Here is a 12,624-nt window from a genome sequence, read left to right as displayed (position 1 = left end):
CAGGGTGGCGTGGTGTACTCGAGTTTTGCTGGCCAACTCGGCATGACAAGCCATGTGATCGAGGCGCAGCGTGCTTGCTTTGTGTGAATTGTTGTGCGGATTGACGATTGTTTTTGCTGTTGAATCACCGCACTATCGTGAGTATGGAAATTTGGAGGTATGGTTTTTGCGCATCATGAATTATTTTCGGCAAGCTTCAATCTTGCGCTTCATTACACAAGCCTTGCTTTTCATGGTTTTGCCCGCTTTTTTAGCTTTATTCTTAAGTTGGGTTACCGTGGTGTATTCGACAGGGGAAGGCACGGCGATCAATGTCGCGGGTTCACTGCGCAAGCAAACCTATCTGATCGTGGCTACCCATTTGGCTTCGCCATCGCATGTTTCGAGCAATATGCCGGCATTGCAGCAAGCCGTCCAAGAGTTTGAGCGCGATTTATATGGCCCCGAATTACTCAAAAACCTTTCGACCGACCCGAGTGACTCCGTTCGCCATGCGTATGATCAGCTAGAAAAAGCATGGCGTACTGAGGTCAAAGGCATTTTGGCTGCACCGCATACCAATGATAATTTGCTCTCTAGAGCGGTGCATTTTGTGGATTTGATTGATACCTATGTGCAAGCCATAGAAGCCAAACACGAGGCGCGTTTACAGTGGTTGGGACAGATTCAGTGGATTGCGATGGGCAGTATGGCGATTGTATTTGTGCTGACTTTATTGTGGCTCACTCGGCGAGTGACTCGGCCTTTAGTCGCCATGGCCGCAGCTGCCGAAAAAATCAAACAAGGGGATTTAAGCGTTCAAGCCCCTGAAGACGGCGCCGGTGAAATTACGCTATTGGGCCAAGCGATGAATCATATGGTGGCTGAGCTGGCGCTCGGCATCGAAGTGCTGGAAGCGCGCGTGCTCGAAAAAACCCAAGCTTTATCGCAAAATCAGCGCAGCTTAGAGTTGCTGTATAGCACCAAGCAGTTATTGTCCGACCAAGAGCCAAATCAGGCGACGTTTGATCAGGTCTTAGTGGATGTTGGCGCTTTAATCGAGCTGGAGCATGCGGCGATTTGTCTCACTGAAACCGAACAAGCACCTCAAGCTTTCCGCTTGGCTTTAATACCGAGCACTGCCGCTGAAAACTGCGATAAAAATGATTGTGCCAACTGCGTTGAAGGCGTGAACGCCACAGCACAATCGAATAACACCCCAGTGTTTCAGCTCACCGATGGCATTAATAATTACGGCATTATGCCGATTCAGCTTAAAACTCAGCAGGCTTTACTTGATTGGCAGCAGCAGTTACTTGAAGCCGTGGCGCGGCAAATCGGTACGGCGCTGGCCAATGCCAAACGCAAACAAGATTTGCATCGCTTGGCGCTGCATGACGAGCGCAGTGTGATTGCGCGCGAGTTGCATGACTCTTTGGCGCAATCGCTGTCGTATTTAAAAATCCAAGTGGTGCGTTTACAAAATCAGTTCCCTGAGGCGCAGCGCAGTGATACCGCTAATGCGGCATTGTTTGAACTGCGTGAAGGTTTAAATGGCGCTTATCGACAATTGCGTGAGCTACTCAATACCTTTCGCTTACAAATGAACGAGCGTGGTTTAACCGAGGCGTTGGAAAAAACCGTCAGTGAATTTGTCGATCGAGCACAGCACAGTATTAGCCTTGATAATCGTTTGCTCGGCGTTGAATTGGCGGCGCATGAAGAGATACATATTTTGCAAATTGTTCGCGAAGCCTTGGTCAATATCGAGCGCCATGCCGAGGCGCAGCATGCTTGGGTAAGTTTGGCTTGGGATAATGAACAGATTGTGGTCAAAATCGCCGATGATGGTGTGGGTTTAGCCAACTATCCAGAGCGTAAGCAGCATTATGGTTTGGGCATCATGCGCGATCGCGCGACCAATTTAAATGGTGAATTACAATTTTTACGCCGTGAGCCCTGTGGCACACTGATAGAACTACGCTTTATTCCGACTACGCCGTTTGCGGCGTCTAATTCAACGCAACCGACTTGAGAATCGAGAAAATGAACGAACAATTTAATGTCATCGTAATCGATGATCACCCGCTATTTCGTAAAGGTGTGGTGCAGCTGTTGGCACTCGATCCACGATTTGTCGTTGTGGGCGAAGCCGCCAGCGGCGCAGAAGGACTGCTGTTGGTGCAAGAACACAATCCAGATTTAGTGATTTTAGATTTGAATATGAAAGGTATGGACGGGATTGCCACGCTGCGCGCGATGAAGGAGCTCGATATTGATTCGCGCATTGTGATGCTCACCGTATCGGATCAATCCTCCGATTTGGTCGCCGCAGTGCGTGCGGGTGCGGATGGTTATTTATTAAAAGATATGGAGCCCGAAGAAATCGTCGCGCGTTTGGCCGAAGCACTTGACGGGCAAATGGCGATTCCAGAACGCTTGGGACGCGCCTTGGCTTTGGCTTTGCGTGAAGACGATGGCAGCGAGCGTAATGCGATGTTGGCATCATTGACCGATCGCGAGCGCGAAATCTTAGTATGTTTGGCGCATGGACTATCGAATAAATTAGTCGGTCGTGAGCTGGGCATTGCCGAAGGCACGGTTAAGGTGCACGTGAAAAGCTTGCTTAGAAAACTCAGCTTTCGTTCCCGCCTTGAAGCGGCGATATGGGCTGTGGAGCTGGGGATTAAGTAGGTATATTAATACAGAGTATTCTGTATATGCTCTGTGATTAAATACCTAATAAAAAATGACTTTGTTCAGATTACGTGTTGATGATTTTAAGTGCCTGCGGCACGGCTGTTTACAGTCGCAGTCAGTGGCGGAAACCCTAGCTCTTTGCTCGTCAAAGAGTTAGGGGAAAAGAAAGGCGATTTTGATCTCGCCCAGCTCCTTTGTGAGCTCTGCACCCAGCGTCGCTGTCGTGAGCCAAACGATATAGCTGTTGATGTCTCTGCTACAGAAGAGCAGCGTAGGAGCTGGCTTGCCAGTGAAGGTTCTCCTTATTGAGCTCGCATTCGCGGGCAAGCCCGCTCCTACAAATACCGCGCTTTGTATGGGCGTCTACCGCCCTCAATCTTGAAAAGCGCATAAGCCGCGGCTGCAGATCAAACGTCAACAGACCCTCAGGTCTGCTGGCGTTGAAGCTGGTTATTCTCTAGGCTAACTCGTCCTAAGCCGCGCATTTATTGCGCGGTTTTTGCTTTGCACGAGGCGAACCAATCGAGCTCGGTTTGATACAGTGACGTTTTAATGTCGAGTAAGCCTAAGGTCGAGTGAAATAGATTGTCGTGCGAATAGGCTTGCCCCGCTTTCTTTTGCATGCAGCCTAAGTCGATCTTGGCTTGCTGCGCAAATTCAGGCGATAGCCACATCATGGCAGGCACATGAGTTTGCTCGCTCGGTGCCAGCATATACGGCGCGCCATGCAGGTATAGGCCATTCTCGCCTAGTGATTCGCCGTGGTCAGACAGATACATCATGGCTGTATCAACGCGATGGCTATTTTTGCGTAATAGATCAATGACATTCGACAACACATAGTCGGTATACAGCAGCGAATTGTCGTAGCTATTGAGAATTTGTTCTCGGCTGCAACGGTTAAGTTGTTTGTCATTGCAGGTTGGTTGAAACTTTGCAAATTCCGGTGGATAGCGTTTGAAATACGCTGGGCCATGACTGCCCATCATATGCAGCACAATGACCGCGTCTTGCTGTTGAGCGTCGATTTTTTCTTGCAGCCCAGTAAGTAGCACTTCATCCAAGCACTCGCCGTCTTTACACAGTTTTGGATCGGCGGCCGCGGTCGCAATCGTGGTTTCATTGGGAACGCGATCACACGTGCCTTTGCAGCCTGATTGATTGTCGCGCCACAGCACTTGATAACCGGCTCTTTGCACCACATCAAGCAACCCTTGGTGGCTTTTAGCTTGTTTTTCGCTGTAGTTGTCTTTGCCAAATTTAGAGAACATACACGGCAGCGAAACAGCGGTATCGGTACCGCACGAGCTCACTTGTGGCAGGTTAATCAAGCCGGCTTGTTGCTTAAGCAGCGGATTGGTTTCTCGCTCATAGCCATTGAGTGAAAAATTAGCGGCTCTGGCGGTTTCACCAACGACAATAATGGTGAGTTTAGGGCGACTTTGCGGTAGCGGCGTATATTTGGCGTCGGTGCCAATTGCGGCAACGACAATGGGTTTGATATTCACGCTGTGTTTTAAATAGTTAGAGCTGGCTTGGATAAAATTCATTGGCGTAATTAAAAAACGCAATTCGCGGTTATTGCGAAACACCGAAGCAAAGTCTTTATAAAAGCCCAAGCTCACCAGCAATAGCAGCACAATACTGCCCACAATTACACTGGTTTTAACCATGGCTTCACGGCGAAATGGTCGATATTGAATCGGCGTTTTCCATAGCAGATACAGTGGCAAGCCACCTAAAACCAGCCAATACAAGGCCATTTTTAGGGTGAGTAAATCTAAGGTTTCGGTCAGATTGGTTTGCGCGGCATTACGCAGCATGCCGCCGTTAATCATGATGCCAAATTGCGACATGAAATACACCACAACCGGGGTAATCACGAGCAAGACACTTAAAACCGGCTTAAGCACATAGGGCAGAGCCAGCAGGTTGAGAAATAGATTGAGCACCAAGATTAAAAATAGCGCGCCAATCAGCATAAACAGCCAACCGGCGGCAGTACTCGGGTTTTGTATCGTATACAGCTGCTGCCAAAAAACACTATTGCAGGCAAAAACAAAAAATAGCGCAGCAATCAAACTGAGTTTTTCGCTGGTTAAAGCTTTAAATTTAAACATGCGTCAATTCCATTTTGCGTACAGGGGGCCATACGCAGTACCAAAGTAATAAAACCACCCAGATCGTCCACAACGTCCATAAATTGTGCGACAAAAAGTGTGCGCCGCGCATCATTTGCGCCCAGCCCATGGCCGTGCCAAAGATTAAACCTGCGGCTAAGCCAGCATAAGCCCAGCGCCGATTCAGATCGAGTAAGCCAAAATAAAACGCCAACAAAGCATAACCACCCGATGCATGACCGCCGGGCATGCACTGCCCGGGTTTAGCGCCGATGGGCAGTGCGCCCCACAAAGGAATTTCAGCGGCATCCCCGCCGTAAAGACTTAAATCCCACGGACAGGCATGATTGCTGAAAGATTTTAAAATCGAGATGCTGAGCGCAGCCAGCCCCATACCGCATAAAATCCAGCCAATTCGGCGGCGATGGGCGTGGATTTTTGGGTATTTCCAGCTTGCTAGCCATGCAGCGAGCAAGAGTAGCGCAGGTAAAATCATCAAGTTTTTTAGGCCTTGATGCATAAATTGGCTTAGAAAAGCTTGGTCTTTGAGGAAAAAACGCTGCTGAAGTGGATCAAAATACGGCGCGATCAGCGCATGATCCCATTGCGTTTGTGGATAAATCAGGGCGAGAAATACGCCGCTGACAACGGCGATGAGCCAATGCCATGGCAAAAATGGGAAACGCTGACGCATATTCATTTAGCTGGCAGGCCAGCTTGGCAAAATAAGAGGTGCTTAGTGTAGCGATACTTTTACTGGCGTGTCATAAAAATATTGTATCCAAATATGTAAGGTTTACAGGATGCTGTAGTTTTTAATTACTACATAAGTCAATTTTGCATTGTCGTGTATTCGTGCGGGAGGAATCGCAATGGAATCGGTTGATCAACTCAAGGGTCTTGGTCCAAAAAGTCGAGCAATGTTGGCGAAAATTGGCATTCACACCGCGCAGCAATTACGCGATGCCAATGCCTTTGAGGTGTACGCACAGTTGCGGCAAGTGGTGCCGAATGTTTCGCTCAATATGCTGTACGCGCTCTTTGGTGCGCAAGAAGATGTGTCTTGGCAAAGCATCAAAAAAGAGCGAAAAACCGAGATTTTGCTGCGGCTAGATGATATGGGAATTGCGCCAAAGCAAAAGTAAACCGGTGCTGATTTTAAAGAGCGTCGGCAAGAAAAATGGCACAGCGTTGCGGCTGTGCCATTGAAGTAGAACTCAAACTATTTTAGGGGTGGGCCGCAGCGGTGGGGCTTGAGGCTTGGCGCTCTTGGAGCGTGCGAATCTCACCTTTGAGCCAGACTTCATCTTCTGAGCCCGGATCAAGTAAAGCCAACAATTGCTTCCACCAGCGGATGGCCGAAGCGTAATCGCCACGCTCAACGGCAGCGCTGCCTGCCAGCATGAGTGCATCGGGCTCGCTGGCATTCAAATCGAGCGATTTCACCAATAGTTCAGTGGGTCGTCCGGTAAAACCATTGTTTTCAATGGCCAATACGCCAGCAAAACGGGCTAATTCACCTGGGTCTTTTTCCAGTAAAGGCCAGGATTTTTCATACGCTTGGGCGGCCTCGGTATAGCGCGCTTGTGCGCGATAGCTGCGTGCCAGCATTAACCAGCCGGCGGTATCATTGGGCTCGAGCGCCATTCTCGCTTCGAGTTTTTTGACCATGCTATCGACTTCGGCTGGGCCAACATTCGGGCTTTGATGCGTGCTTGGATCGAGCGCAGCAGGCGTGCCGATTTGAAAATAAAGCCCAGCCGCAGCCAGTGGCAAGACGATGGCAAGAATCAGTGCAATCTTGTTCGCTGGCAGCGTTTTTTGCTGTTCGCTGCTGGCATCAGAGCGACCCACTTCGGCCACTAATCGCGCTTCGGCTTCTTGTTTTGCGGACTCAAAATCATCTTGGCTTAAACGACCATTGTGCAAATCGTCATCGAGTTCTTCTAAAATCGTGGCATGCAAAGCATAGCGCGAACGGCGAATATCACCGGCCGCAGAGCGACCACGCAATAAAGGCCAGACTAGCATCAGTAAGCAAAGGACAATGAGCAGCGCGCACAGTAAAGTGAAAATGCCAATATTAGTCGCGGTCATGATTCTTCCCATCAAATTCTTGTTGCAATGCTTTAATCGCATCGGCGTCGGGTTTTGCCGCAGGCGGCGTGATGCGGCGCAGGCGCAGCCACAATAAAATCAAGCCGACAATTAGTAGCGCGGGTGGCAATAGCCAAAGTAATACAGTGCGCGCTTTAAAGGGTGGGCGGTAGGTTACAAAGTCACCGTAGCGATCAGTTAGATAACTGATGATTTCTGAATTATCTTTGCCCAGTGCGATCTGCTCGCGTACTTCGCGGCGTAAATCTTCCGCCAAGGGCGCTTGTGAGCTGGCTAAGCTTTCGTTTTGGCAAACGAGGCAACGCAACTCGGCAGATAACTCAATCAATCGCGCTTCGGCATTGGGATTGCTAGCGATGGATGAGGCGGTTTTGGCCGACACGGTGAGCGAGAACGCTAGCAGCAGCGGCATGAGCCAATAAAAAGAGTGCTTCATCGTTGGGCCTTTTGTAGCTCGGGCAAGAGTTTGTCTTTAAACACTTGCTGGGTGACTGGACCAATGTGTTTGTACACAATGCGACCGGCTTTATCGATGACAAAGGTTTCTGGCACGCCGTACACGCCATAATCCACGCCAACGCGGCCTTCACGATCGGCAATGACAACTTTATACGGATTGCCGCGCAGCGCCAGCCAATCTTTGGCATCTCGATCTTGGTCTTTGTAATTCAAACCAACAATTGGGAAGTCATACGATTTGGCGATGTCGTTCAGCACCGGGTGCTCTTGAATGCAGGCGCTACACCATGAGGCCCACACATTCAGTAGCCACGCCTTGCCTTTGAGCTCGCTCGGCGAAAACTGGCCTGGCGTATCGAGTCGATCTAATTCAAATTGCGGCGCGGGTTTACCGATTAACACCGAAGGCAGTTCACGCGGATTAAGCGTGAGCCCAATCCCAAGCAATACCGCTAAGCCAAAGAAAATCATTAGAGGTAGGTAGCGTTTCATGCTGATTTACCCCATTTTTTTTGCCGGTAACGGCGATCACTCAGCGCAATGATGCCGCCCAAGCCCATTAAAATGCAGCCATACCAAATCCAGCCCACTAGCGGTTTGTAGTGAACGCGAATTAACCAATCGTCTTTAAACGGGTCTTTGCCCAAAGGCTCGCCAAGCGATACATAAATATCTTTAATCGGCGTGTGATGAATCGCCGCTTCAGTCATTGGCATTTGGCTGGAGAAATACTGCCGTTTTTCAGGTAGTAAAACGCTTTCGACCTTGTCATTTTTGCTTAGCGTTAATCGCCCAACTAAGGCCGAAAAATTACTTGCTCGTGCCGAATTCACTGCGTCAAAGCGCAAGGTATAGCCCGAGATCGGATGCGTATCGCCCATCGCCATACGTAAATCATCTTCGTGCTCATAGCTCGATACAATCGTCACGCCAGCCACAAACACCGCCATCCCCAGATGGGCGATATGCATGCCCGAGAATGCTGCCGGTACTTTGCAAAAAGCTTGCCACCAAGAAGCACCATGCCGATGATTGCTGATTAAACGTAAACTCCAATCCCGTGCAGCAGTCAGCGCAATCCATAGCGCCACCGCCAGCGCCAGCGCCACGCCCCAGCGCCATTCGCCCCACAAGAGTGGCAAAAGTGCGCCGCCGACCAAGGCCAAAATCAACGGTAGTTGAATCGCCAGCCATAAAGTATGTGCGTCTTGATATTTCCAGCGCACCGTGCCGCTCAGCCCCATAAGGATGAGCGCTGGCATCATCAATGGAATAAACACACTATTAAAATACGGTGGGCCAACCGAGAGTTTGCCTTGCCCTAGCGCATCAATCAGCAAGGGGTAGAGCGTGCCAAGAAACACCGTTGAACAAGCGACTACCAGAATCACATTATTGGCTAGCAATAATGCTTCGCGAGAGCGCCAGCTAAATGCGCCACCGCCTTCTAGTAACGGGGCACGCCAAGCGTACAGCGCCAAAGAAGTACCGATCACCAAGCATAAGAAAATCAAAATAAACAAGCCACGCGCTGGATCAGTGGCAAAAGCATGCACCGAGGTTAAAACACCGGAGCGAACTAAAAAGGTACCGAGTAATGATAGAGAGAACGTGCCAATCGCCAGCAAGACCGTCCAATGCTTAAACGCATTGCGCTTTTCGGCCACGGCTAAAGAGTGAATCAAAGCGGTACCGGCTAACCACGGCATAAATGACGCGTTTTCGACCGGATCCCAAAACCACCAGCCGCCCCAGCCCAGCTCGTAATACGCCCAAGCGCTGCCGAGCATAATGCCCAAAGTCAGCGAAACCCAAGCGGCCAAAGTCCATGGTCGACTCCAACGCGCCCAGCTGGCGTCTAAGCGCCCAGAAATCAGCGCGGCCACGGCAAAAGCAAACGCGACTGAAAAACCGACATAACCCATATACAGCAATGGCGGGTGGAAAATCAGCCCTAAATCTTGCAATAGCGGGTTTAAATCAGCGCCATCAGCCGCCGCAGGCAATTGGCGAATAAATGGGTTGGAGGTGAATAAAATAAATAAATACAGCCCCGAGCCAATCCAGCCCAAAACGCCGCCGACCAAGGCTTGCACCGATAGCGGCAAGTTTTTCGCAAATACGGCGACCGCCGCACCCCAGCCTGCCAGCATCAATACCCACAATAACAGCGAGCCTTCATGGCCACCCCAAACTGCGGCGAATTTGTAAAACACCGGCAACAAGCTATTGGATTGTCGAACCACATAACGAATCGAAAAATCATCTTGCAAAAAAGCCGTCGCCAATAAGGCAAAGGCGATACTGGTGAGCAGCAACTGCAAGACCGCCGCCGGACGCGCAACGCGCATCAGCGGCAGATTATTATGAATACCACCCCAAATACCGAGTGTGCCTTGGGCTATCGCCACCAGCAGCGCCAAGATCAGCGCAAAGCTACCGAGTTCACCAATCATTGTTGTTCCTTATTGTGCTGCGAAGCTTGGCTGGCCGCGTGGGCTTTATTGTTGGCTGCCGTAATATGCGCTTGATTGACCGCTTCTTGCGCTTCGGGTGGCATATAGTTTTCGTCATGTTTGGCGAGCACTTCGCTGGCGATAAACGTGCCATTTTCCCAGCGCCCTTGCGCGACCACGCCTTTACCTTCTTTAAATAAATCCGGCAAAATACCGCGATATTGCACGGGGATATTTTGTGCGGTATCGGTGATGATAAATTGCATCGTTACGCCATCGGCAGCGCGCGCCAAGCTGTTTTCGGCGACCATGCCGCCAACGCGAAATGCGCTATTTTTTGGGGCTTCACCGGCGATAATTTGCGTCGGTGAATAAAAGAAAACCAGATTTTGTCGGAACGCATTCACAACAAAAAAAGTCACTAAGCTCAATGCAATGAGCGCGCCGATAATCCATGCGGCGCGTTTACGTCTGGGGGTCATGATGCATCCTTGCTGACTGCGGGGGAGGTTGGGTTCATCTGCTGAATCGTTGCTGCTCGGCGTATTTGCCGCACGATTTTGCGACGTTGGGTTTTAATTAATACCCACTCTAGGCATAGGGCTGCAGTACATGCAAAAAATGAGCCCCATACATATACCCCATGGTTTCCCATGGCGATAAAATCACTTAAATTATTCCAATACATCGCGGCTCCTAGGCTTTATTCGCAGAGATGGCGAGTAATTCTTGCACCCAGCGTGTGCGCGCTTCGCGCTGCAAAATCAAATTACGCACTCGGCTTAGCGTGGTGGTGATTGAATACATCCATGCCGCCAGCGACATCAGCAGCATGCCAATGAGCATGGTGCTGGCCATGGTGCTGCCTTTTTCAATTGAAATCGACGCGCCCTGATGCAGCGTATTCCACCATTTCACCGAAAAATAAATCACCGGCACATTAAACACGCCAACAATCGCCAATACCGAGCCGGCTTTATCGGCGCGATCGGGCTCATCAATGCTGCGGGTGAGGGCGATAAAACCCAGATATAGGAAAAACAGCAGCAACATCGATGTTAGCCGTGCATCCCAAACCCACCATGTTCCCCACATTGGCTTGCCCCATAGCGCGCCGGTGAATAGCGATAAAAATGCCATTAAAGCGCCGGTTGGCGCCAAGGCTTGCGCCATCATGGCCGATAGCCGCGTGCGTAAAATCAAATGCATCACCGACCAAAAAGCCATTGCCACATAAATCAGCATCGCCATCCAGCTGGTCGGCACGTGCAAGAAAATAATTCGATAGCCTTCACCTTGCTGGGCATCAGCTGGCGCAATCGCAAACCCCAGCCACAGGCCAGCAATGGCCAACAGCACCGCTAGCGTTGCAAATAATGGAATCAATCGACCCGCTAAAGGGTAAAACTGATACGGTGAAGCAAAATGAAAAATATTGAGCCAACGCGGCCCATCGGCATGGGGTTTCATTGCAGTCCTAAAGTTGAGTTTGGCATTATTCCACCGCCAATTTAATCGCCATCGCCGCCAGCCAAGGCGCCAAAAACAGCGATCCGCAAGCAATGGCCGCCAGCAAAGAGAGCTCGGCATAGCCGTTTAAACCGCCGGCTACGGCAGCTACCGCGCCACTACCAAAAATCAGCACCGGCGCATACAGCGGCAAGACCAATAGCGCCAGCAGCATATCGCCTTGGCGCACCCCTAAAGTGAGTGCCGCGCCGATACTGCCTAGTGCGCTCAGTACTGGCGTGCCGATGAATAAGGTCGCCATTAGCATCAGCAATAAATCGCTACTTAAGCCGTATTGCACGCCAAGCAAGGGCGCGATTAAGGTGAGCGGCACACCGGTGGTTAACCAATGGGCGACGATTTTGCCGGCCACCATCATGCTCGCTGGTGCTGGGGCGAGCAGTAATTGCTCTAGCGTGCCGTCTTGCCAATCGGCTTGAAATAAACGTGGCAAGGCGAGCAAATTGGCCAAAATGGCGGCAACCCATAAAACACCGGGGCCGATGCGGCTTAATAATTTGGCTTCAGGGCCAATCGCCAATGGAAACAAACACGCGACCAAGACAAAAAATACCAGCCCGACCAATAAATCACCGCGCTGTTGCCAAGCCAAAAATAAATCCCGCCGGATCACCGTACAGAAAAAAGCCCAACTGCTCATAGCGGCCTCGTGAGGGTGAATTCCCTTACCTGCTTGATTGTGCAGGGTAATTTCTGGTGTGAAGTGAAAATAACAAGCCCACCTTGCTGGCAATGTGTATTAATCCACTCTCCCAGCTCGCTTTGTGCCGCGGTATCGAGTGCAACAAAAGGCTCGTCAAGTAGCCACAGTGGCCGTGGCGTGGCCAGCAATCTGGCTAAGGCAGCGCGTTTTTTTTGTCCTTGCGACAAGCTGCGCACTGGTAGATCACATTGCTGTAATAAGCCTACTTTGGCCAAAGAGTGCAAAATTGCCGCCTCTGATAATGGATTACCAGCGATTTGTGCCGCCCAATGTAAATTTTGGTATGGACTGAGCAAGTCTTTCAGCGCATCTTTATGCCCTAAATAATGCAGCTGGCTGTGGTAATCGTCGCCAAGCTCAGTGAGCGCTTGGCCTTGCCACAAAATCTGGCCTTGATCAGGCTGAGAAAGACCCGCCAGCATTTTAAGTAAACTGGTTTTACCGATGCCGTTTTCGCCGCGCAAATGAATGCAATCTCCCGCCTGAAGGGCGAAAGAAAGATCCGAAAAAAGGGGGCGATCACCGCGCTGCGCAGCAATTTGGTCGATTAAAATCATAG

Annotated in this window: 14 protein-coding genes; 3 read left to right on the top strand and 11 right to left on the bottom strand. The window is 50.4% G+C overall.

The features are described 5' to 3' along the window. Positions 1-175 precede the first annotated feature (175 nt). Positions 176-2,014 (top strand): HAMP domain-containing protein, encoded by a 1,839-nt coding sequence (locus tag K4H25_RS00565; protein ID WP_221021552.1) that lies wholly within the window; start codon positions 176-178, stop codon positions 2,012-2,014. A gap of 11 nt (positions 2,015-2,025) precedes the next feature. Further along, complete coding sequence (gene narL / locus K4H25_RS00560; RefSeq protein ID WP_221021551.1) at positions 2,026-2,673, top strand: two-component system response regulator NarL; 648 nt, start codon at positions 2,026-2,028, stop codon at positions 2,671-2,673. A 491-nt stretch (positions 2,674-3,164) separates the two neighbouring features. Here the strand turns inward: narL and K4H25_RS00555 are convergent, their stop codons facing one another. Together K4H25_RS00555 and K4H25_RS00550 are read right to left on the bottom strand one after the other, a co-directional pair. Then, positions 3,165-4,799: a phosphoethanolamine transferase gene (locus K4H25_RS00555; protein WP_221021550.1), complete on the bottom strand. Its 1,635-nt coding sequence runs from the start codon at positions 4,797-4,799 to the stop codon at positions 3,165-3,167. Continuing rightward, a complete protein-coding gene (locus K4H25_RS00550; protein WP_221021549.1) occupies positions 4,792-5,499 on the bottom strand; it encodes a phosphatase PAP2 family protein in 708 nt (235 codons plus the stop codon). Before K4H25_RS00550 ends, K4H25_RS00555 begins: the two co-directional genes overlap by 8 nt. A gap of 172 nt (positions 5,500-5,671) precedes the next feature. Between K4H25_RS00550 and K4H25_RS00545 the strand changes: the two genes are divergently transcribed. Continuing rightward, positions 5,672-5,944, top strand: coding sequence for a TfoX/Sxy family protein (locus K4H25_RS00545; RefSeq protein WP_221021548.1), 273 nt, complete (start codon positions 5,672-5,674; stop codon positions 5,942-5,944). An 82-nt stretch (positions 5,945-6,026) separates the two neighbouring features. Here the strand turns inward: K4H25_RS00545 and ccmI are convergent, their stop codons facing one another. From ccmI to ccmA, 9 genes are read right to left on the bottom strand one after another with little or no spacing between them, the layout of a single operon-like run. Next, positions 6,027-6,896: a c-type cytochrome biogenesis protein CcmI gene (gene ccmI, locus K4H25_RS00540; RefSeq protein ID WP_221021547.1), complete on the bottom strand. Its 870-nt coding sequence runs from the start codon at positions 6,894-6,896 to the stop codon at positions 6,027-6,029. Further along, a complete protein-coding gene (locus K4H25_RS00535; RefSeq protein ID WP_221021546.1) occupies positions 6,883-7,353 on the bottom strand; it encodes a cytochrome c-type biogenesis protein in 471 nt (156 codons plus the stop codon). The genes ccmI and K4H25_RS00535 overlap by 14 nt, the downstream gene beginning before the upstream one ends. Continuing rightward, positions 7,350-7,868, bottom strand: a complete 519-nt coding sequence (locus K4H25_RS00530; protein WP_221021545.1) for a DsbE family thiol:disulfide interchange protein — start codon at positions 7,866-7,868, stop codon at positions 7,350-7,352. Before K4H25_RS00530 ends, K4H25_RS00535 begins: the two co-directional genes overlap by 4 nt. Then, entirely contained in the window at positions 7,865-9,832 is a 1,968-nt protein-coding gene (locus K4H25_RS00525) for a heme lyase CcmF/NrfE family subunit (protein WP_221021544.1), read from the bottom strand. The genes K4H25_RS00530 and K4H25_RS00525 overlap by 4 nt, the downstream gene beginning before the upstream one ends. Next, a complete protein-coding gene (gene ccmE, locus K4H25_RS00520; protein ID WP_221021543.1) occupies positions 9,829-10,314 on the bottom strand; it encodes a cytochrome c maturation protein CcmE in 486 nt (161 codons plus the stop codon). Before ccmE ends, K4H25_RS00525 begins: the two co-directional genes overlap by 4 nt. After that, on the bottom strand, positions 10,311-10,520 hold the full coding sequence (gene ccmD / locus K4H25_RS00515) for a heme exporter protein CcmD (RefSeq protein ID WP_221021542.1): 210 nt from the start codon (positions 10,518-10,520) through the stop codon (positions 10,311-10,313). Before ccmD ends, ccmE begins: the two co-directional genes overlap by 4 nt. An 8-nt stretch (positions 10,521-10,528) precedes the next feature. Then, positions 10,529-11,302, bottom strand: coding sequence for a heme ABC transporter permease CcmC (gene ccmC, locus K4H25_RS00510; protein ID WP_221021541.1), 774 nt, complete (start codon positions 11,300-11,302; stop codon positions 10,529-10,531). Positions 11,303-11,327: 25 nt separating this feature from the next. After that, positions 11,328-12,002 carry a heme exporter protein CcmB gene (ccmB, locus tag K4H25_RS00505; RefSeq protein WP_221021540.1) on the bottom strand — a complete coding sequence of 225 codons (675 nt, stop codon included), beginning with the start codon at positions 12,000-12,002 and terminating at the stop codon, positions 11,328-11,330. Beyond that, positions 11,999-12,622, bottom strand: coding sequence for a cytochrome c biogenesis heme-transporting ATPase CcmA (gene ccmA / locus K4H25_RS00500; protein ID WP_221021539.1), 624 nt, complete (start codon positions 12,620-12,622; stop codon positions 11,999-12,001). The genes ccmB and ccmA overlap by 4 nt, the downstream gene beginning before the upstream one ends. Between the last annotated feature and the right edge of the window lie 2 nt (positions 12,623-12,624).

The sequence above is a fragment of the Deefgea piscis genome (assembly GCF_019665785.1).
GTDB lineage: Bacteria > Pseudomonadota > Gammaproteobacteria > Burkholderiales > Chitinibacteraceae > Deefgea.
Note: the sequence above shows the minus strand (reverse complement) of the source record. Positions and strands in the feature narration are given on the sequence as shown.

What these genes read in the sequence shown, in the direction of transcription:
- K4H25_RS00530 (WP_221021545.1), bottom strand. Translation starts at nt 7,868, where the DNA reads ATGAAACGCTACCTACCTCTAATGATTTTCTTTGGCTTAGCGGTATTG.
- narL (WP_221021551.1), top strand. Translation starts at nt 2,026, where the DNA reads ATGAACGAACAATTTAATGTCATCGTAATCGATGATCACCCGCTATTT.
- K4H25_RS00555 (WP_221021550.1), bottom strand. Translation starts at nt 4,799, where the DNA reads ATGTTTAAATTTAAAGCTTTAACCAGCGAAAAACTCAGTTTGATTGCT.
- ccmB (WP_221021540.1), bottom strand. Translation starts at nt 12,002, where the DNA reads ATGAGCAGTTGGGCTTTTTTCTGTACGGTGATCCGGCGGGATTTATTT.
- ccmA (WP_221021539.1), bottom strand. Translation starts at nt 12,622, where the DNA reads ATGATTTTAATCGACCAAATTGCTGCGCAGCGCGGTGATCGCCCCCTT.
- ccmE (WP_221021543.1), bottom strand. Translation starts at nt 10,314, where the DNA reads ATGACCCCCAGACGTAAACGCGCCGCATGGATTATCGGCGCGCTCATT.
- K4H25_RS00550 (WP_221021549.1), bottom strand. Translation starts at nt 5,499, where the DNA reads ATGAATATGCGTCAGCGTTTCCCATTTTTGCCATGGCATTGGCTCATC.
- K4H25_RS00525 (WP_221021544.1), bottom strand. Translation starts at nt 9,832, where the DNA reads ATGATTGGTGAACTCGGTAGCTTTGCGCTGATCTTGGCGCTGCTGGTG.
- K4H25_RS00545 (WP_221021548.1), top strand. Translation starts at nt 5,672, where the DNA reads ATGGAATCGGTTGATCAACTCAAGGGTCTTGGTCCAAAAAGTCGAGCA.
- ccmD (WP_221021542.1), bottom strand. Translation starts at nt 10,520, where the DNA reads ATGTATTGGAATAATTTAAGTGATTTTATCGCCATGGGAAACCATGGG.
- ccmC (WP_221021541.1), bottom strand. Translation starts at nt 11,302, where the DNA reads ATGAAACCCCATGCCGATGGGCCGCGTTGGCTCAATATTTTTCATTTT.
- K4H25_RS00565 (WP_221021552.1), top strand. Translation starts at nt 176, where the DNA reads ATGAATTATTTTCGGCAAGCTTCAATCTTGCGCTTCATTACACAAGCC.
- ccmI (WP_221021547.1), bottom strand. Translation starts at nt 6,896, where the DNA reads ATGACCGCGACTAATATTGGCATTTTCACTTTACTGTGCGCGCTGCTC.
- K4H25_RS00535 (WP_221021546.1), bottom strand. Translation starts at nt 7,353, where the DNA reads ATGAAGCACTCTTTTTATTGGCTCATGCCGCTGCTGCTAGCGTTCTCG.